Raw genomic sequence first — 18,800 nt, forward strand, 5'->3', positions numbered from 1 at the left:
CACTTCGACCCATATCGAAACATTGCATGGCGGCAGCAAGCTAGATGACGGTAAAACGTCACAAGGACCAGCGCGATGCCCGCCAGGACCGTTCCAGTCACAGAACTCGCCCTTCTCGTTCTCCTCTCGACGCTGTGGGGCGCCTCTTACACATTCATCAAGATAGGCGTGGAGACCATTCCGCCGGTAACGTTCATCGCAGCGCGCACGCTGATTGCCGGACTGATCCTGCTCGGCGTCTTGCATTGGCGTGGCCTGCGGTTGCCGAGGGATGCGGTGATGTGGCGCCGGTTCGCGCTGCAGGCGGTGCTCAACAGCGCAATACCGTTCACGCTGATCGCATGGGCCGAACGCTCTATCGATGCGGGTCTCGCCGTCATCCTCAATTCACTGACACCCATCTTCGCCTTCCTGCTCACGGCCCTCGTGACCAGGCACGAGCAGGTCACCAGCCGGAAACTGTTCGGCGTGACAGCCGGACTTGCCGGCGCATGCCTGATCATAGGATTGCAGGCTCTGAACGGACTGGGCACCGAGCTATGGGCACAGCTCGCCATGGTGGCCGCGACCGTCTGTTACGGCGCGGCGGCAATAACCGGAAAGGGTTTCAAGGGGATGGACCCGATGATGCCAGCAGCCGGCTCGCTGATAGCGGGAGCCATGATGCTCATCCCGCTCAGCCTTGTCGCCGATCGTCCCTGGACATTGACCCCTTCGACACACTCGCTGCTGGCGCTTCTTGGCCTTGCGATCTTCTCGACCGCATTGGCCTTTGCGATCTATTTCCGGCTGTTACAGACGTTGGGCTCAGTCGGCGCAACCGCGCAGGCTTACCTGAGGGTCCCCATCGGCGTGGCAATCGGTGTGGTCGTCCTCGGCGAAACCGTCACGGCGACCGCCGGCATCGGCCTGGTGGCCGTGATCGCGGGCGTAATCGCGATGACACTGCCCGAGCGGAAGAAAGCGGCAGCTGAAGCCTGAAGCGACCGGACAGGCAGGCGACAGCCAGCTTCAATTGGACACAAATTGCCCCGTCAGCAGGCCGCGCCGACCGAGATAAGTGATCAGCGGATCTTCCGAGGCATTGCCCGCGGACGCGACTGCATCGATAAAAAGCGAAAACAGCGCGGTCTGGGAAGGAATGTCGAGCTTCGCATAAAGATTGCGGCGGTGCAGCTTCACCGTCGCCGGCGAAATACCGAGCCGCGCCGCGGCCCCCTTCACGGAAAAGCCACGCAGGATCAACTGAGCAACTTCGCATTCGCGCGCGGTCAGCATGCTGCGTCCGAAATTCCTCAGCGCCTGGGCCAATGCGCTCTGCAGTAATGATCCTTGATCTTCAATGGCTTCCGGCCGCAAGTCGCGATAGTGCTTGAGCACCGCCTGGCTCAACAACGGGGCAGCCATCTGCAGGAACTCGGCATCTTCGCCGCTGAAGATCTCGTGCGACCTGCGCCGGGCGAGCGAGATCGCAACCTTGGTGTCGACGTCGAGACTGACGAAGATGTTGAACTCGTCGTGCAATCCGGAATGCCGATAGTAGTCGCGATAGTATCGCGAGCGGTCGAGCGATGGTTCGATCTGGTTCAGTCGGTAAAGTCCGTCATCGCCATTGTCCAACGCAAGCCGATAGAATGGATCCAGCCGATAGGAACCCTGCAGATAGCTGCGGATGTCGGAGAGCCCCCTGTCGTTGCACCAGTCGTTGAACAGTATTTTGGGCGCGGCGTCCCTGCGATAGAGCAGGATCAGGCCGGCGTCGACCTTGACGTGCCGTTTGAGCGACCGCGCAAGCTGCTCCTGAAAATCAGGCGAGCCGACTCCCGCAAGCAGTGAAAGCGCCAGTTCGGTTATCGCCGATGTCTCGCCACCGGCTGTTTGGGCGAATAGCTCGCCATGCATCTTGGGTCTCCTCTCCCGGGCGCAGCGTAGGACAACGCCACAAGGTCGGCAAGCAGCGCGGGCGCCCCGGCACGACACTGCTAGAAACCTCTCACAGCAGCACCTAGCCCGAAGGCGTATTTTCAATCTCCCGCAGCGACCCACAATGCCCGATGCATCTGTCCAGGCGCCCGTCAGGAATTGCGTCCGCCGGACTGCACTCGAGGGGAACCATGAAACACAAAGACCAGAAAAAGAAACTGCTGGCGTCTTGCCTGATAGCGTTTGCCGTCAGTGTCGGTCCAGCGATCGCTGCCGCCGATCTGATCGTCGTCAATGCCGATGTGCGTACGGCCGATCCGGCCAAGCCGAAGGCGCAGGCTTTCGCCGTGGAGGGCGGCAAATTTGCAGCCATCGGCAGCAATGACGAGATCAAGGCACTGGCCGACAGCAGCACCAGGACCATCGATGCCGGCGGCAAGACCATAACGCCCGGCTTCATCGATGGGCACACCCACCTGACCATGGGAACCGATATGGTGCTCGGAGCCGACCTCTCCTACATCCCGGACAAGAAGACCTGGCTCGAAAAGATCAAGGAAGCCGACGCCCGTCTGCCGAAGGGCGCGTGGCTGACAGGCGGTGGCTGGGACTACACGCTGGGCGAAGGCAAGCTGCCGACAAAGGAAGACCTCGATGCCGTCGTTCCCGATCGCGTCGTGATCCTGCGCGATATCGATTTCCATTCGGTCTGGGTCAATTCCAAGGCGCTGGAGGTTGGTGGCGTCACCGCGAAATCGGAGGTCAAGGAAGGTGGGCAGATCCTGCTCAACGACAAGGGCGAGCCGAGCGGTATTCTGCTTGAGGCTGCCGGAGAGCTTGTCGAAAAGCACCGGCCGGTAGCGACCGATGCCGAACGGCGCGCAGGCCTGCTGGAAACGCTGAAATTCGCCAACAGTGTCGGCATCACCGCCGTCAACGACATGTCCGACCTTGCCGCGGTGCACGACTATGCCGCCCTTGTCGCGGACAAGAAGATGCCGCTGCGCGTCTGGTATGGCTTCTTTGAAGGTGATCCGAAAAAGATCGCGGCAGCTGTCAACGACCGGCGAGCGGTCGACAAGATCTCGAGCGAAAGCGGCGAACAGGAGAAAAAGGGACCGCTGTTGAAACTCGGCTACACCAAGTCGGTGATGGACGGCGTTCTCTCCACCCGTACAGCCTATCTTCACCAGGACTATTCGGATCAGAAGGGCTGGAAGGGCAAACCGTTCGAGACCAAGGAACAGCTCGCTGCGGCCATCCGTGCCTCCAACGAGAACGGCTTCCCGACCGCGGTGCACGCGATCGGAGACGGCAGCGTCAGCCTGGTGCTCGATGCCTTTGCAGAAGCCTCCGTTCCGCGCGCCCAGCCAAACCGGATCGAGCATATCGAAGTTGTCGAGACCTCGGATATCAAGCGTTTCAAGGATCTCGGCGTCGTTGCCTCCATGCAACCGAACCATGCCACCGGCACGATCGGAAAATACATTACCGAGCGCATCGGCGAAAACCGCGAACCCAGAGCCTATGTCTGGCATTCCATGCTGGAGGCCGGAGTGCCGTTGGTATTCGGCTCGGACTGGCCGACATCGCCACTCAGTCCCCTCACCCAAATCAATGATGCCGTCTTCCGCGAAAGCCCATTCGGACTAGGGACCGGACCGTGGCATCCCGAGCAGGCGGTGAGTTTCGACCAGGCATTGTTTTCCTACACCCAGGCCGGAGCCAACATGACCCCATGGGGCAACCAGATCGGATCGATCAGTGTCGGCAAATGGGCTGACTTCGTCGTCATTGACGGCAGTCTCCCGGATCCGCTCGATCGCTCGATCCGCCAGCGCAAGGTCGAGGCAACCTACCTGGCCGGCAACGAAGTCTATCGTAAGCCGTAGCGACAACAGCCCGACACAAGATGTCGGGAGGGCCTTCCCGCCGGGGCCAGCCAGCGGGAAGGCTGCCCGTTGCTACTTTGCCACGCGCTGCAGCTTCAGGATCTGCTCGGTCGTAAGGATGTCGCCGAAGGTGTCGTCGATCGAGGCTAAAGCGGCGCGATGCAGCGAATCGTGAGCTATGGTCCGATCATTGCCGGTATCGAGATCGCGAGTTGCGCAGGCGTCCTCCGCCACGATCACGTTGTAGCCGAGCGGCACCGCGTCGCGTGCCGCACCGGCCACGCAGGCGTGGGTCATCAGGCCTGTGATGATCAAGGTATCGACCCCGGATTGCTTCAGGCGCTGGTCGATGTCCGTTGTCGGAAAAACGCTGACCGACGATTTGCGCAGGATCACATGATTGGCTGCCGGCTGGCTGTCGCGGTGGAATGCGGAGGTCTCGCTGTCTTCGGCGAAAACCGGGCTGCCGGCGGGGGTGACATGCTGGATGTGATAGACTGCGGTGCCTTCGGCGTCAGCGCGCTCAATCAGGCGCCTGGCGTTATCCAGCGCCTTCGTACCATTCGGGATCGGCATTCTGCCGCTGAAATACTCGTTCTGGAAATCGATCACCAACAGCGCTGTTTTTGTCGGATCGAGTTGCTGAGGCGCGGGCGCGCCGGCGATGGCGCGGATGGTTGGGTGCTGTGCCACGGAACTTCCTTTCCTTGCAATTTTCCGATGGCGCTTGGTCCCAAAATCGGTGGATCGACAGAAGTGGCCTGAATGACAATATGTGATAGGTTCCGGCCAACTTGTTCCTGGATCGTCTTCCTATGCACACAATCGCCATCGTCGCCTTCGAAGGCATCAGTCCGTTTCATCTCTCGGTACCCTGCGTCGTATTCGGGGACGATCTGCTGAAGCTGGGCGCACCACGCTATCGCCTCTTGATCTGCGGCGAGCAGATCGGGCCGGTCGCCACCATGTCCGGTTTCCGGATCGATGTGGAACACGACCTCACCAGACTGAGGGAAGCGGATACGATCATCGTACCCGCCTGGCGTGATCCCGACGAGCGACCATCACAAGCGCTCCTGCAGGCTCTCCGGACGGCGCATGCGCGCGGCGCGCGCATGGTCGGCCTGTGTCTCGGCACCTTTGTCCTCGCCGAAGCCGGCCTGCTTGACGGGCGCACGGTCTCCACGCATTGGGCCTGGGCCGAGGAGTTCGAGCGCAACCACCCGCATGTCGCCCTGGACCAGAATGCACTTTACATCGATGACGGCGATGTCCTGACGTCAGCCGGAACAGCCGCCGCTCTTGATTGCTGCCTGCATATCGTGCGCCGCGATCACGGTGCGGAGATCGCCAACCGTGTCGCCAGACGCCTGGTGGTCGCACCGCATCGTCATGGTGGCCAGGCGCAATACATCGAAAAGCCCTTGCCGACAGGTGGCGACCAGGATCGGATCGGCGCGGCGATCGGCTGGGCAATCGAGCATCTCGGTGAACCTTTGAGCCTTGACCGGCTCGCGTCGCGCGCGGGCATGAGCCTGCGCAGCTTCACCCGACATTTCCGCAACAAGACCGGCACGACCTTCACGCAGTGGCTGCTGAACCATCGCCTCGCCTCAGCGCAACGCCTGCTGGAGACCGGATCATGTTCGATCGACCATATAGCCGTGATGGCCGGCTTTGGCTCGACGGTGTCGCTGCGCCAGCATTTCACGCGGGCCTTTTCGATCTCGCCGGCCAGCTATCGCCGCCAGTTCCAGAAGAAACCTGCCCTGGAAGATGCCTGACCACGGGAGGCCCGTTCGCCGCCCCCTACCATTCCCCCAAGACAACCCTGCCAGCTTGACTTGGGCAGATCTGTCGTCTGTTGATACGCATGGGCGGATCAAGGACGAAATTGACGGGAGGTATCTTCTTCAAATGAAACGTTTCATCACGATGTTACTGGCTGCTGCGGGGGCCGTTTTGGCGTCGGTGGCCAGCGCGGCACCGGAGAAAGTCATTCTCGACACGGATTTCAGCACCATCGGCGACGATGGCCAGACACTCATCATGGCGGCGCAGCTGCAAAAAGAGGGAGTGATCGACCTGCTCGGCGTCACGGTGGTCACCGGCAACAACTGGCTCAAACAGGAGGTCGTCGATGCGTTGCGGGCCGTCGAGCGCCTCGGGATCGACGAAAAGGTTGGAGTGTATGCCGGTGCAAACCTTCCACTGGTCCATGATCCACGCAGTTTCGAACACGAACGTGCCCTGTTTGGCTTCGGCGAAAGCTACAAGACTGCATTCCATCGTCCGCAACCGACCGAGAAGGATCTGATCGCTCCGCCGGATGGTTTTGCCATGAAGGCGAAGTTGCGGCAGGAAAACGCGGTCGACTTCATTATCGATACAGTCAAGGCGAATCCCGGGGAGGTGTCGCTCCTGGTGATAGGTCCGGCCACCAACATCGCACTCGCGATCCGCAAGAATCCGGAAATCGTTCCCTTGATCAAGCAGATCGTCTACATGGCCGGTGCCGTTGACGTGAAAGGCAATACGACGCCGGCTGCCGAAATGAATGTCTGGATCGACCCGGAGGCCGCCCGCATCGTCATGCGAGAGCCCATCGCGCAAGCCCTCATCCCGCTCGACGTCACCGACATCACCCAGATCGGAAAAGCGGAATTCGACCGCATCGTCGCCAAGGAAGGGCCGGTGCAGAAACTGCTCGGCGACAGTTGGATGGCCAAGCGCTTCGCCAGGGATGCCAACGCCAAGGCAAATGTCTTCGACACGCTGGCTCTTGCCTACCTTGTCGACCCCACTTTCGCGACCAGGGTGGAAGACCTCTTCATCGACGTGGATGTAGCCTTTGGTCCCGGGTACGGCCGCACGTTCGGTTACTGGAAGGAGCAGCCGACTCAGCTTTTGCAAAAGGTCAAGGTGGTGAAGGAGTTCGACAACAAACGCTTCAATGACTTCTACGTCGATCTGCTCACCAGACCGGTTCCCGTGACGAAAGACTAGGTTCAAGTCCAACAAGGGCCGTTGTCCAGGCGGCCTTTGTTGCAAGTCATCACGTCTGACCTGCGGACAGGAATTGGCAAGATGATGTGCCCATCCCGGTTACCCGGGTTCCTTTCCCGCAATGGATATTGCAGGATCGAATCGACATGGGTTTGCCCCGCTTGATTTGCCTGAGACAGACGCGAGATTTTCATGAAGATCGTCACCTGGAATATCAACGGCGTACGCGCCCGCATCGAAAACCTCGTCCATTGGCTGGAAGAGAGCCAGCCTGACATCGTCTGCCTCCAGGAGATCAAGACCGTCGACGAACAGTTCCCGCGCCTTGAGGTGGAAGCGCTCGGCTACCATGTGGAGACGCACGGCCAGAAGGGTTTCAATGGTGTCGCCATTCTGTCGAAGCTGCGCTTCGACGAAGTCAATCGCGGCTTGCCGGGCGACGATGCCGATGAACATGCTCGTTTCATCGAGGGCGTGTTCTCCACCGACAAGGGCGCGTTGCGCGTCGTGTCGCTCTATCTGCCGAACGGCAATCCAATCAGCGATCCGGTGAAATTTCCCTATAAACTCTCCTGGATGGCGCGGTTGGAGCGATGGGCCCGACAGAGGCTGGCGCTGGAAGAAGCCCTGGTGCTGGCTGGAGACTACAACGTCATTCCCGAAGCCATCGATGCCAGAAATCCCGAAGCCTGGCTGGGAGACGCGCTGTTCCAACCGGAGACCCGGCAGGCGTTCCGACGCCTGCTGAACCTCGGCTTCACCGAAGCCGTGCGCTCCGTTACGGATGCGCCGGGTGTCTATACGTTCTGGGATTACCAGGCCGGCGCCTGGCAGAAAAACAACGGCATCCGCATCGACCACCTGCTTTTGTCACCCGAGGCAGCGAACCGTTTCTCCGCAGCATCGATTGAAAAGCATGTTCGCGCATGGGAAAAGCCGTCGGACCATGTGCCGGTGGCAGTGGACCTGACGCTCACTGCGGCGTGACCAGCAAGCGGGTATTCCAGTGAAATGACAGCAGACTACTGCTGTTCGGCCCCGGTGACGCCCTTGGCCAGCATGTCATCGGCCAGCGAGATGGCGGTACGCCTGTCAGCCTCGCCGGAAACCGCAAAAGCCTCTTCCTGCATGGAACGAATCCACGGCTGATCGGCCGGTGTCGCGCGCGAAAGCGCGGCTGTCATCATGGCCAGCCCACGCACCACCTTGCCGCTCTGGAACAACAGGTTTCCTAGCGTTGCCTGCGCGCCGGCGTGGCCCTTTTCGGCGGCAAGCTGCAGCCAGCGGCCAGCTTGCCTGACACTGGCCTTTGCACCGCCCTCACCCTTCAGGAACATCTTGCCCAATTCGTACTGGGCATTTGGATTGCGGTAGTTGGCGGCAGCGCGCGTGAAGTACTCCTGCGCCGTGACCGGGTCTGCGCTGACGGGACTGCCAGGGATGCCTTGCTTCAGGTAGTCGCCCAGGGCGACCAGCGCATCAGAGACGTAGCTTTCTTCCGGCGAACCGGGCTCGACATCCTGCTCGGCGATTTCAGAGAAGAATTTATAGGCCGCGTAGTCGTCCTGGGCGACGCCATCGCCTTCGGCATACATGCGCGCCAGCTTCCAGGTCGCACCGATCTGGCCGTTCTCTGCGGCATATTTATAGGCCTCGACAGCCTGTTCCTTGTGGCCGTTCTTATAGGCCGAGAAACCGAACTGAAAGACTTCCCAGGGGCTGGACTTCGGCTTCACGCCACTCTTGTCGTCGAAAACCTTTTCGTCGAAGGCAAAAGCCTGTCCGGCAGCGCCAAGGGTCGCCACCGCGACCAGCACCGTCAGAACAGAAGATCTTGCCAACTCACCAACCCGCATGGCTGCGCATTTCTTTCGTGTCGCCCATGCGGACGATCGAACCCGTACCAGCCAGCGACTTCACGGCCACGCCTTTGCGCGGCGCATGGCGCTGGGACTCATATTCAAACGAATTCTGCCACGCATTTTCGGCCAAACTGCGGTTGAAACCGCGCAGCGAAATGGCGGCCGCGCTGCGGTTCAACTGGCTGGCATTGATAAACACGCTGGCGTTCATTTCCATTCCTGCCGCGGCCATGCGGCCTATCCCCTCACGCCAACCGTCTTCGGTCTTGCCGGGGCCCTATCGAAGTGCTCCGGGTTTATGGCGGGAAATGGGCATCACGCCCATGTCGACTTCTTAGCCGATGGCTTGTTTCGAAACTGTTGCCGAAACGTCACAATTATGAATGAGGCCGTTGATGTTGCATTTACGGCACGGGCTGGCGCGCGGGACGCCCAACGCCACAAAACGGTTGCGCCGGATGCTCCCTGCAACAAAAAAGCCGGGCACTTGGCCCGGCTTTTTTGTTCACAATGAAAGACTTACCACTTGATGCTGTAGCCACCGTTGAAGGCAATGGCATAGCCCGACTTCACACCCTGGTTGGTGCCCGGAGCATATTTGGTTTCTTCGCCGGAGCCGAGATAGCTGAAGCCGACGCCGCCACGGAACTCGCCGCCCATACCGTCCTTGAATGAGCCGCCGACTGCCAGCGTATAGGTGTCGCCAATGACGTCCCAGCCGGTGCCAACACCCTGATCCCAGGTCAGGCTGGCAAAACCGGAAACCTGATCGTTGAATGCGTGGCCAACGCCGCCGGTAACGGTCCAGCCGTCCTTCCAGAAATACTTGTCCGAAGAAACGGTCACACCACCAATCTTGGAACGAACATCAAGCGTGGTCAGCTGGCTCCAGTCGGTCCACTTGACGCTACCAAACGCCAGCCAGCCCGGCGCGACGCCAGTCTGCAGTTTGAACTCGACGCTCTGTGGCAGATTGCCGACACCGATCGCATCGACGGGCACCTGTGCATTCGGGCCTGCCTGCTGAATGATCTGGAGGAAACGGGCCTGAAGCGGCGTGCCTGCCGTTGCCTGGGCCAGCACGGCGGCCGGCGCGGTCAAACCACCATCCGCACCATACTTCGTGCCCGAGCGGTACATGACCTGGCCACGCAAGGCGATGTCCGGAATCTCATAGGCAGCGCCAATGCGGTAGCCGTATTCCTGGCCTTTGAGGTTCAGGGTAGCGTTGCCGAGGCCCAGTGCCGCGTAGGAATTCACGCGATTGTAGTCGAACTTCTCCATGAAGCCGCCGCCGAGCACCCAGAGCTTGCCCTTGCCGACGTCAAATCCGACACCGCAGGTCAGTGCGGATTCATAGGTCGTGAACTCCTCGGAAATCTTGCCGCTCAGCGTCGGAAAGTCATACTTTGCATTGCCGCCGTTGTTGTTCACCAGCGTGCCGGCGCAACGCAGGTTATCGGTCAGGTTGAACTTCACCGCGGCCGACGGAATGACATAGTCCTCGGCATAATCGGTACCGATAAGCTTCGGATTGCCATTCTTGTTGAACTTACGGGTCGGCGTCACATAGGTGACGCTCGAGCGCATGTTGAAGTTGCCCTGTTCGAAAAGAATGTCCGTATCGGCCGAGCCGCGCGAGAAGCCGCCGGCATTCGAAGTGCCGATCATCGCCAGCGACATGCACCCTGCCCCCAGGAGCGCTTTGATACGTAGATTGGTCATGAAATCCTCTCCCCGGAAATTCCGTGCACCAAGCTAGAGCCAATTCGCGTTAATGAGGCAATAAGGAATTTCAAGGCGTACAAGTACAGTTTTTTACTGTGACGCCGAATACACTGCGGATACTCGCCCCAACCCTTGGCCGGACACCAAAAAGCCACCATTTTTGAAGGTTGCGGCAGCAAAATCGCAGCGAAACGCGCTGAAAACACCCGAAAAAGCCGCATTTTGCGGGGTACTCGTTCGCATTGTTACATTATGGCAACAATGCGGTTCAAAACTTTCCCTTTACGTCAATTGTGACGCTGCGGAATGCTCTTTCCGGCTGCCTGCGATCGGTTTGAAAGCAGCGGACGCAACGTCAGAATCGCATTTCCGGCAGGCAGATTTTGCCCACCGGAATCGGCGTCAAATTGCCTGCCGTACTCAGCTGGCGTCGCGCACGCGGGTAAGTGCTGCCGAGAGCTTTGCCTGCTGTTCGTTGTATTCGACGAGTTTCTCGCGCTCGGCTTCGACCACCTCTTCCGGCGCATTGGCAACGAACTTCTCGTTCGACAGCTTCTTGTGCAGGCGGGCGATCTCCTCCGTCACCTTGGCCAGTTCCTTCTGCAGGCGCGCAGCCTCGGCGGTCAGGTCGATCAGGCTTCCCAATGGCAGGCACGCCGTCGCCTCGGCCAGCACGATCTGTGCCGAGCCTTTCGGCGCCGTGTCGCCGTGCGAGATCTCGCCGATCCGCGACAGCCTTTTGATCGCGGCATCATGGCGGACCAGACGCTCCCGGGTGGTGGCATTGGCGCCAATCACCACCAGCGGTGCAATCGCAGCCGGCGGCACGTTCATCTCCGAACGCACCGAACGGATGCCGGTGACCAGATCGATCAGCCAGTTGATGTCGTCCGCGGCTTCGACATCTTCGAAGTCCGGCGACGGCCACGTCGCATGGCAGAGCAGCGAGGAGCGCTCCTTGCCTTCGCCTGCCGTCTCGGCCCACAGCTCTTCGGTCATGAACGGCATCATGGGATGAAGCAGCTTGTAGATCTCATCGAGCACAAAGGCGACGCAAGCACGGCTTTCGGCCTTGGCAGCCTCATCCTCGCCCATGAACACCGGCTTCAGCAGCTCAAGATACCAGTCGCAGAACAGGTTCCAGACGAACCGGTAGGCGGCGCCGGCCGCCTCGTTGAAGCGATACGACGTGATGGCGTCGGTGATCTCGCGCGCCGCACGGGTCAGTTCGGTCAGGATCCAGCGGTTCACCGCCAGCTTGGCGTCGTTCAGCCAGAACGTGTCGTCGCGAGCCACACCGTTCATCTCGGCAAAGCGCGTTGCGTTCCAAAGCTTGGTGCCGAAATTGCGGTAGCCGGCGATGCGGGCTGGGTCGAGCTTCACGTCACGCCCCTGCGCGGCCATGACCGCCAGGGTGAAACGCAGGGCGTCCGCACCATATTCGTCGATCAGTTCGAGCGGATCGATGACGTTGCCTTTCGACTTCGACATCTTCTGCCCGTTCTTGTCGCGCACCAGCGCATGCACATAGACAGTGTGGAACGGCTCCTCGTCCATGAAGTGCAAGCCCATCATCATCATGCGGGCGACCCAGAAGAAGATGATGTCGAAGCCGGTCACCAGCACGTCGGTCTGGTAATAGGTCTTCAGCTCCGGCGTCTTGTCCGGCCAGCCGAGTGTCGAGAACGGCCACAGCGCGGATGAGAACCAGGTGTCGAGGACGTCTTCGTCGCGGGTCAGGATCTCGCCCGGCTGGAAATTCTCCAGCTTCTCCTCGACCCAGGCCTTCCACGGACCTTCGTGCGCCAGATAGTGCTGGATGGCAGCCTCGAGTGCCTCTTCTTCGCTCTTCTCGACAAAGATATGTCCGTCCGGGCCATACCAGGCCGGGATCTGGTGACCCCACCAAAGCTGGCGCGAGATGCACCAGGGCTCGATGTTCTCCATCCAGTCGTAGTAGGTCTTTTCCCAGTTCTTGGGCACGAATTTGGTGCGGCCCTCGCGTACGGATGCCAGTGCCGGCTTTGCAAGGACCTTGGCGTCAAGGAACCACTGGTCGGTCAACATCGGTTCGATCACGACATTCGACCGGTCGCCGAAAGGCTGCATCAGCTTCTTCTTTTCCACGAAGGGAATGTCGTTGCCGTCGGCATCCTTGACCGTAACGGCAAGCCCTTCCGCCGTGATCGCCTCGATGATCAGCTTGCGGGCAGCGTATCGGTCAAGGCCGCGATACTCGTCCGGGACCAGGTTGATGGCATCGACTTCGGCCTCGTTCGGCACGTTTCCGGAGCGAGCTATTTCCAGCGCCTGCGCCGCATAATCGGCATAGGGCTCACCGTCAGCGCGCATCGCGGCCTGCGTGTCCATCAGCCGGTAGAGCGGAATGTTGTTGCGGCGGGCGACCTGATAGTCGTTGAAATCATGCGCGCCGGTGATCTTGACCGCACCTGAACCGAAGGTCGGATCCGGATATTCATCCGTGATGATCGGGATCAGGCGCCGGTGCTCCTTCGGGCCGACCGGGATCTCGCACAGCTTGCCGACGATTGGCGCGTAACGCTCGTCCGAAGGATGAACAGCGACCGCGCCGTCGCCCAGCATCGTCTCCGGCCGGGTGGTCGCAATCGAGATGTAGTTGCGCTCCTCCTCCAGCGTGACGTTGCCGTCCGCGTCCTTCTCGACGTAGGTGTAGGTTTCGCCGCCGGCCAGCGGGTACTTGAAGTGCCACATATGGCCGTCGGCTTCCCTGTTCTCGACCTCGAGGTCCGAGATCGCCGTCTCGAATTGCGGATCCCAGTTCACCAGCCGCTTGCCGCGGTAGATCAAGCCTTGCTTGTGCAACGTGACGAACACTTCGAGTACGGCCTTCGACAGGCCCTCATCCATGGTGAAGCGCTCGCGCGACCAATCCGCAGAGGCGCCCAGCCGCTTCAGCTGATTGAAGATAGCGCCGCCAGATTCGTCCTTCCACTCCCAGACCTTTTCGACGAACTGCTCCCGGGTGAGGTCGCGGCGGTGGATCTGCCGTTCCATCAACTTGCGCTCGACCACCATCTGGGTGGCGATGCCGGCATGGTCCATGCCCGGCTGCCACAGCACGTTCTTGCCGCGCATGCGCTCGAAGCGCACCAGAATGTCCTGCAGCGTGTTGTTGAGCGCATGGCCCATATGCAGCGAGCCGGTGACATTGGGCGGCGGGATGACAATGGAAAAGGGTTCTGCGCCTTCCTCGGCGCCAGCACCGGCGCGGAAGGCATCCGCCTCCTCCCAAATCTTGGCGATCTTCGGCTCGACGCTTTTTGCGTCATAGGTTTTTTCGAGCATGGGAAAGGCGTCCGGACTGTCGGGATTTGCTGGTGACGGTAAATCGGAAGGACTTGACCAAGTCAACCACGCGAACAACCGCCATCCGACAGATAGGAGCACCAGACGGCCGAACCAAGGCGACCTCTTGCCTTGGCGGCGTGCTCCGCCTACGATCCTGCTGCTGCTGTAGGGCGCACCGGTTTCGGCCGAAGGGGCATTGCCCGCCTACGCCACATCAACCCAGAATGCGCCCATGTCCCAGTTCGAGCATTTCCGCAAGCAGGCAAAACTTTATCTCAAATGGCATCGCGAGGGCCGTTATCCCGCCGCGGCGGCGATACGTTCCCTGCTGCCGCGCTTTCGAGATCTCAGCGACACGCAGATCCTCGAGCAGGAGTTCAAGCTCGCCGACGCCCAGGAGCTTGTTGCCCGCAAGGCCGGTTTCGAAAACTGGGAGGCGCTCAAAAAAGGATCTTCAGACATGAGCACCTCCACCACAGCTGAAAAAGAACCCTTCCTTGCCCTGTCGGAACCACAGCTGTTCGTTGCCGATATCGGCCGGGCCTGCGATTTCTACACAGGCAAGCTCGGCTTCACGCTCCGGTTCACCTATGGCGAACCACCCTTTTTCGCCCAGGTCTTTCGGGATGGCGCGCGCATCAACCTGCGCCATGTCGATACACCGGTGGTGGATACCAGCAGGATCGTGCCCGAACATCTCGTCGTGGCCACGATCGTGCTGGATCACGGCATCAAGAAACTGTTCCTCGACTATCAGGCAGCCGGCGTTTCCTTCTTCCAGCAGCTCAAGACAGAACCCTGGGGCTCGCGTGCCTTCATCGTGAGCGATCCTGATAACAACCTCGTGTGTTTCACCGCAGCTCCATGATCCGTGGGACGGCGAGCCGGCATCGAAAGCGCGAGTCGGCTCTCACCGCTCGATCACCCGGCGGCCTTCGGCAGGAAGCTTCCGCCGGCCGACAGCATCCTGGAAAACAACTCCAGCAGAATGTCGCAGAGCGGCTGCGGATCGCGGATCTCACGCGCAATCGCGTCGTCCACCACACCGTGCATGCCATCAAACAGAATGAGCGCAGTCATGCGCGCATCGGGCATGGTCCAGACCCCGGCCGCCTGGCCGGCTTCGAGCAGGGCAACAAGCTGAGCAATCACGACGTCCTTTTCCCGTGATTGCCGCCTGGAGTGACTGAAATCGTGAAAGACGACATCGTGCAGTTTGAAATTGGCGAGATAGGCCTGCACCGCGCCATGGACCCATCCTGACAGCCGCGCCGGGAAGTCCTTTGCGGGACAAGCCTCGATTGCCTCATTCACCCTGCTCAAAAAATCCTGCGAGAAACGCTCCCGCAGGGCCAGGACAACATCCGTCTTCGTCGCGAAGTAGTGATAAAAGGTTCCCTTGGCCACACCGGCGCGCGCGACGATCTCGTCGATCGTCGTCGCCTCGATCCCTTTCGCGATGAAGAGGGCTGCCGCAGATGTCATCAGATCATCCGTTCGCACCTCGGGCGGCAAGGTGCGCCGCCGGGGGCGCGATCGGCGTTCTGCAGCTACGTTTGCGTTCATCCCGATTCCCGTCAGCGAAGGCGTCGTCAGTTTAAGACAACCGACCTCCCCTCGCATAGCAGTAATGATTTCAACATGTTTTCGTATTGACCGACGGTCGGTCGAATAATATTGTTGAGTTAAATCATCAGGATTTATCCCATGCCATCATCTCGCAGACGCGACCTTGTCGCGGCCGTCTACCTTGGCACCTTCATGGCAACGCTGGCCATCAGCATCGTCACCGTCGCACTTCCGTCCATCCAGGCGGCGCTCGGAACCGATCTATCCGGGTTGCAGTGGGTCGTGGGGTCCTACGCGCTTTGCCTTTCCGCCTTCATGCTGTCCGCCGGACCAATCAGCGACCGCTACGGGCGCAAGCGCGTCTGGTTGGTGGGCGTGGCGCTGTTTTCGACTGGATCGGCGATCTCGGCCATGGCTTCGTCGCTCGGCACCCTCATCGCCGGCAGCGCCTTGCAGGGTATTGCCGGTGCGCTGGTCATCCCGGGCGCCTTATCCATTCTGACGCAGGCATTTGCCGATCCCGCGCAACGTGCCCATGTGATCGGAGGCTGGGCATCCTTCAGCGCCGTGTCGCTTATCCTCGGACCGATGCTCGGCGGATTCCTGGTCGACACTGTCGGCTGGTCGAGCATCTTCCTGATCAACATACCGCTGGGTGCGATCACCATGGCACTCGGACTGAGAGGCATCAGCGAGAGCGCAGACCCTGACCACGCTGCCCTCGACCCTGTCGGACAGGCGCTGTCTGTCGTCTTTCTCGGTGCACTGACCTATGCGCTGATCGGGGCTGGCGATGCCGGCTGGACGTCACCACACATTGCCGGCGCGCTTGCTGTCGCGATTGCCGGGTTCGTTGCCTTCATAGCAATGGAATTGCGCGCGGCGCGCCCGGTGCTGCCGGTCGACCTTTTCCGTGACCGGCAGTTCGCAGCGGTCAACTTCGCTTCCTTCGCACTCGGCTTTTCAGGTTACAGCAGCCTGTTCTTCTTTTCCCTGTTTCTCCAGCAGGTGCAAGGCCTGTCAGCAACGGCGGCGGGATGGCGAATGACCCCCGTCTTCGTCGCAATGGCGCTCACCTCTTCCTTGTTCGGCAAGCTTTCGTCGTGGTGCGGAACCCGTTGGCCGATGATCGTCGGCTATGCCCTGCTCGGCAGCTCGATGCTGGCCATGGCCCTGTTCACGCCGGGCACGCCCTACCCGATCATCGCCTCGGTTTTCGCGATCCTGGGCATCGGCATGGGGCTGGCCGTCCCCTCTACCGGGGCGGCGGCAATGGCAGCCACGCCACGCGAAAGAAGCGGGGCCGCCTCGGCAACGATGAACGCACTTCGCCAGGGCGGCATGACGGTCGGCATCGCCCTGCTCGGCACGCTGATGAGCGCCCGCGCCATTTCCTCGCTGACAGACTACCTCTCCACCACGAATGCGACTGACGCCCTCGGTGCCGCAACCACCGCGGTCAGGCAGCACGCGATGCCGGCCGGCCTCGACATGGCGCCCGACCTGTTCCGATCACTGCTTGCAGAGGCCATTGGCCAGGGATTTTCTATGGCCGTTGCCTGCGCCGGGGCCTTGGGTCTGCTGGCAGCCGCCGTGCTCGTGGCAGTTGGACAGCACACCCTCCGCGATCACGGCCCGAACCTCGCGATCGATCCTGGATAATGCCGTTACCATCCTACTGCTTGCCCATCCTTGCGTGGATCGGAACCTGCACGATAAACGCCATTTACGGGAGCCTGCTCGGGGTATCTCGGCGGCGCGGGCATCGACTGGTCCTGCTGAAACAATATCCCCTGAAAACCACCCACACTCATATCCGCCTTCATGGTTTCGACCGGATGACCGAGCGCCCGCAATTGCTGGCCGACCCGTTCGAACAGGCGAGGTTCCAGGACAAGCTTGCCCGGGCCGTCATTCCTCTGCTCATGCACGTAGCGGGCCGCATCCGCTGTTGCCTGCGGACTGAAGCCGAGGTCGATCATGTTCGCCAGGTGCGTGGTGAGCGAATAGGCCTGGATGGAGCCCTGCATATTGCCGAAGCCCAACAGCGGCTCACCATCCTTCATCACAAAGCCGGTTATGATGGTGTGGAAAGGGCGCTTGCGCGGCTCGACACGGTTTGGGCTGACCGGATCCAACGAGAAGCCGCTCCCCCTGTCGTGCAGGAGGAAGCCGCAGCCCGGAACCGTTATCCTGGAGCCATAGACGTTGTAGACGCTGTGAACCACTGAAGCCATATTGCCCCAGCGGTCGGCGGCGATCAGATTGACCGTCCCACCTTTCGGGGTACCGGCAACGTCGGGCGTTCTGGCTTTCTTCATGTCTATCCTGGAGCAGGCCTCAGCCGCGTGTTCCTTGGACAACAGCCTGCCCAGCGGGACATCCGCGAATCTGGGATCGGCGTTGTATCGAAGCAGATCTGAGTAGGCGAGCTTCTTCGTCTCCACCAGAAGATGCCAGTATTCCGGGAAGCTATGATTGAATTTGCTCAGGTCGAGCCCGAGCTTTTGGCCACAAGCTTCAAGCAGATTCAACTGGAGAAGCGTCGCCCACCCCTGACCGGGCGGCGGCACCTGAAAGACATCGTAGCCACGATAGCTCGTCGTGATCGGCTCGTTCCATTCCGGTTCGAATGCTTCGAGATCCGTGTTGGTCATCACGCCACCGCCCGCCTTCACGCGGGCAACGATCGCGTCAGCCACCGGGCCTTTGTAGAAACCGTCACGCCCGTTCTCCTGCAGCAACCGCAAGGTCCTGGCCAGGTCGGGATTTCTGAGGATGCTGTAAAGTGGCGGTACATCACCATCGCGGAGGAAGACACGCGCGGATTCCGGATCCTTGCGTACAACATCCAGGTTATGCACCAGATCCCTGTGGTGGCGCTCGCTCATTCCCCAGCCTTGTTCGGCAATGGTTGCGGCGCGTTCGAAGGTCTCCTTGAAAGTCATCGTGCCGCAGCGCTTCAACATGGCGTCGAAACCTGCGACCGCACCCGGCACGGTAACGGAATTCACGCCTTCAGGCTTACGGTCCCTGAAATAGTCGGTCGTCCAGCTTTCGGGGGACCAGCCTGCCGAACTGAGGGAATGGAGCTTGCGGTCGCTGGCCGACCAATAAAGAACAAAGACATCGCCGCCGATGCCGGTATCGTTGGGCGACACCACATCGAGCGTCGCCAGTCCAGCAACGGCCGCATCGATTGCGTTGCCGCCCTTCTGCAGGATTTCCAGTCCAGCCTGAGCAGCAAGCGGATGGCTTGTGGTGACCATGCCGTTGCGCGCGACAATCTCTGACCGTCCCTGTTCGGACCATCCCATCGGGCGCATCCCGGGCACGGTCGTGCCATTGAGCCGCCCGCCTGGATTTTCCGTACCGGTCGGCGTGCCGAAGGGCGTCGCCGATGGCGCAAAACTGCTCGTGACACCCAGGATAGAAGTCATTGCCGCAACACCGGAAACCAGGCAGGAGCTTCTGCTTCTCAAAATACCGC

Annotated in this window: 15 protein-coding genes; 7 read left to right on the top strand and 8 right to left on the bottom strand. The window is 60.6% G+C overall.

What is annotated here, in order from left to right; all coding sequences use genetic code 11:
- The first annotated feature begins 75 nt into the window (after positions 1 to 75).
- The gene (locus ACFJIU_RS13015) at positions 76 to 981 is read left to right on the top strand and encodes a DMT family transporter (protein ID WP_379072052.1); all 906 of its coding nucleotides are present in this window, start codon (positions 76 to 78) and stop codon (positions 979 to 981) included.
- Positions 982 to 1,011: 30 nt separating this feature from the next.
- On the opposite strand, the gene ACFJIU_RS13020 is transcribed toward ACFJIU_RS13015, so the two are convergent.
- Complete coding sequence (locus ACFJIU_RS13020) at positions 1,012 to 1,902, bottom strand: response regulator transcription factor (protein ID WP_379072054.1); 891 nt, start codon at positions 1,900 to 1,902, stop codon at positions 1,012 to 1,014.
- Positions 1,903 to 2,114: 212 nt separating this feature from the next.
- On the opposite strand from ACFJIU_RS13020, the gene ACFJIU_RS13025 reads away from it, so the two are divergent.
- A complete protein-coding gene (locus tag ACFJIU_RS13025; RefSeq protein ID WP_379072057.1) occupies positions 2,115 to 3,815 on the top strand; it encodes an amidohydrolase in 1,701 nt (566 codons plus the stop codon).
- A gap of 72 nt (positions 3,816 to 3,887) precedes the next feature.
- Here ACFJIU_RS13025 and ACFJIU_RS13030 read toward each other — a convergent pair whose 3' ends face one another.
- Entirely contained in the window at positions 3,888 to 4,508 is a 621-nt protein-coding gene (locus ACFJIU_RS13030) for a cysteine hydrolase family protein (protein WP_379072060.1), read from the bottom strand.
- A 122-nt stretch (positions 4,509 to 4,630) separates the two neighbouring features.
- Here ACFJIU_RS13030 and ACFJIU_RS13035 point away from each other — a divergent pair, with 122 nt between their 5' ends.
- The 3 genes from ACFJIU_RS13035 to xth all read left to right on the top strand — a co-directional run bounded on the left by ACFJIU_RS13035 (position 4,631) and on the right by xth (position 7,808).
- On the top strand, positions 4,631 to 5,599 hold the full coding sequence (locus ACFJIU_RS13035) for a GlxA family transcriptional regulator (RefSeq protein ID WP_379072063.1): 969 nt from the start codon (positions 4,631 to 4,633) through the stop codon (positions 5,597 to 5,599).
- Positions 5,592 to 6,821, top strand: a complete 1,230-nt coding sequence (locus tag ACFJIU_RS13040; protein WP_379072066.1) for a nucleoside hydrolase — start codon at positions 5,592 to 5,594, stop codon at positions 6,819 to 6,821. The genes ACFJIU_RS13035 and ACFJIU_RS13040 overlap by 8 nt, the downstream gene beginning before the upstream one ends.
- Positions 6,822 to 7,013: 192 nt before the next feature.
- A complete protein-coding gene (gene xth, locus ACFJIU_RS13045) occupies positions 7,014 to 7,808 on the top strand; it encodes an exodeoxyribonuclease III (protein WP_379072069.1) in 795 nt (264 codons plus the stop codon).
- A gap of 35 nt (positions 7,809 to 7,843) precedes the next feature.
- Here the strand turns inward: xth and ACFJIU_RS13050 are convergent, their stop codons facing one another.
- The 4 genes from ACFJIU_RS13050 to ACFJIU_RS13065 all read right to left on the bottom strand — a co-directional run bounded on the left by ACFJIU_RS13050 (position 7,844) and on the right by ACFJIU_RS13065 (position 13,738).
- Positions 7,844 to 8,677, bottom strand: a complete 834-nt coding sequence (locus tag ACFJIU_RS13050; RefSeq protein ID WP_379072072.1) for a tetratricopeptide repeat protein — start codon at positions 8,675 to 8,677, stop codon at positions 7,844 to 7,846.
- Complete coding sequence (locus tag ACFJIU_RS13055) at positions 8,664 to 8,915, bottom strand: hypothetical protein (protein ID WP_379072074.1); 252 nt, start codon at positions 8,913 to 8,915, stop codon at positions 8,664 to 8,666. The genes ACFJIU_RS13050 and ACFJIU_RS13055 overlap by 14 nt, the downstream gene beginning before the upstream one ends.
- A 287-nt stretch (positions 8,916 to 9,202) precedes the next feature.
- On the bottom strand, positions 9,203 to 10,408 hold the full coding sequence (locus ACFJIU_RS13060) for an outer membrane protein transport protein (RefSeq protein ID WP_379072077.1): 1,206 nt from the start codon (positions 10,406 to 10,408) through the stop codon (positions 9,203 to 9,205).
- Between the two features lie 423 nt (positions 10,409 to 10,831).
- Positions 10,832 to 13,738 carry a valine--tRNA ligase gene (locus tag ACFJIU_RS13065; protein WP_379072080.1) on the bottom strand — a complete coding sequence of 969 codons (2,907 nt, stop codon included), beginning with the start codon at positions 13,736 to 13,738 and terminating at the stop codon, positions 10,832 to 10,834.
- A gap of 235 nt (positions 13,739 to 13,973) precedes the next feature.
- On the opposite strand from ACFJIU_RS13065, the gene ACFJIU_RS13070 reads away from it, so the two are divergent.
- Entirely contained in the window at positions 13,974 to 14,609 is a 636-nt protein-coding gene (locus ACFJIU_RS13070; RefSeq protein ID WP_379072083.1) for a VOC family protein, read from the top strand.
- 53 nt (positions 14,610 to 14,662) lie between these two features.
- On the opposite strand, the gene ACFJIU_RS13075 is transcribed toward ACFJIU_RS13070, so the two are convergent.
- Positions 14,663 to 15,307 (bottom strand): TetR/AcrR family transcriptional regulator, encoded by a 645-nt coding sequence (locus ACFJIU_RS13075; protein WP_379072086.1) that lies wholly within the window; start codon positions 15,305 to 15,307, stop codon positions 14,663 to 14,665.
- Between the two features lie 141 nt (positions 15,308 to 15,448).
- On the opposite strand from ACFJIU_RS13075, the gene ACFJIU_RS13080 reads away from it, so the two are divergent.
- Positions 15,449 to 16,972 (top strand): DHA2 family efflux MFS transporter permease subunit, encoded by a 1,524-nt coding sequence (locus tag ACFJIU_RS13080; RefSeq protein WP_379072089.1) that lies wholly within the window; start codon positions 15,449 to 15,451, stop codon positions 16,970 to 16,972.
- Between the two features lie 5 nt (positions 16,973 to 16,977).
- On the opposite strand, the gene ACFJIU_RS13085 is transcribed toward ACFJIU_RS13080, so the two are convergent.
- Positions 16,978 to 18,750 (bottom strand): gamma-glutamyltransferase family protein, encoded by a 1,773-nt coding sequence (locus ACFJIU_RS13085; protein WP_379072092.1) that lies wholly within the window; start codon positions 18,748 to 18,750, stop codon positions 16,978 to 16,980.
- Positions 18,751 to 18,800: the final 50 nt, after the last annotated feature.

It is taken from the genome of Mesorhizobium sp. UC74_2, assembly GCF_042701485.1.
In the GTDB taxonomy this organism is placed as follows: Bacteria; Pseudomonadota; Alphaproteobacteria; order Rhizobiales; family Rhizobiaceae; genus Mesorhizobium.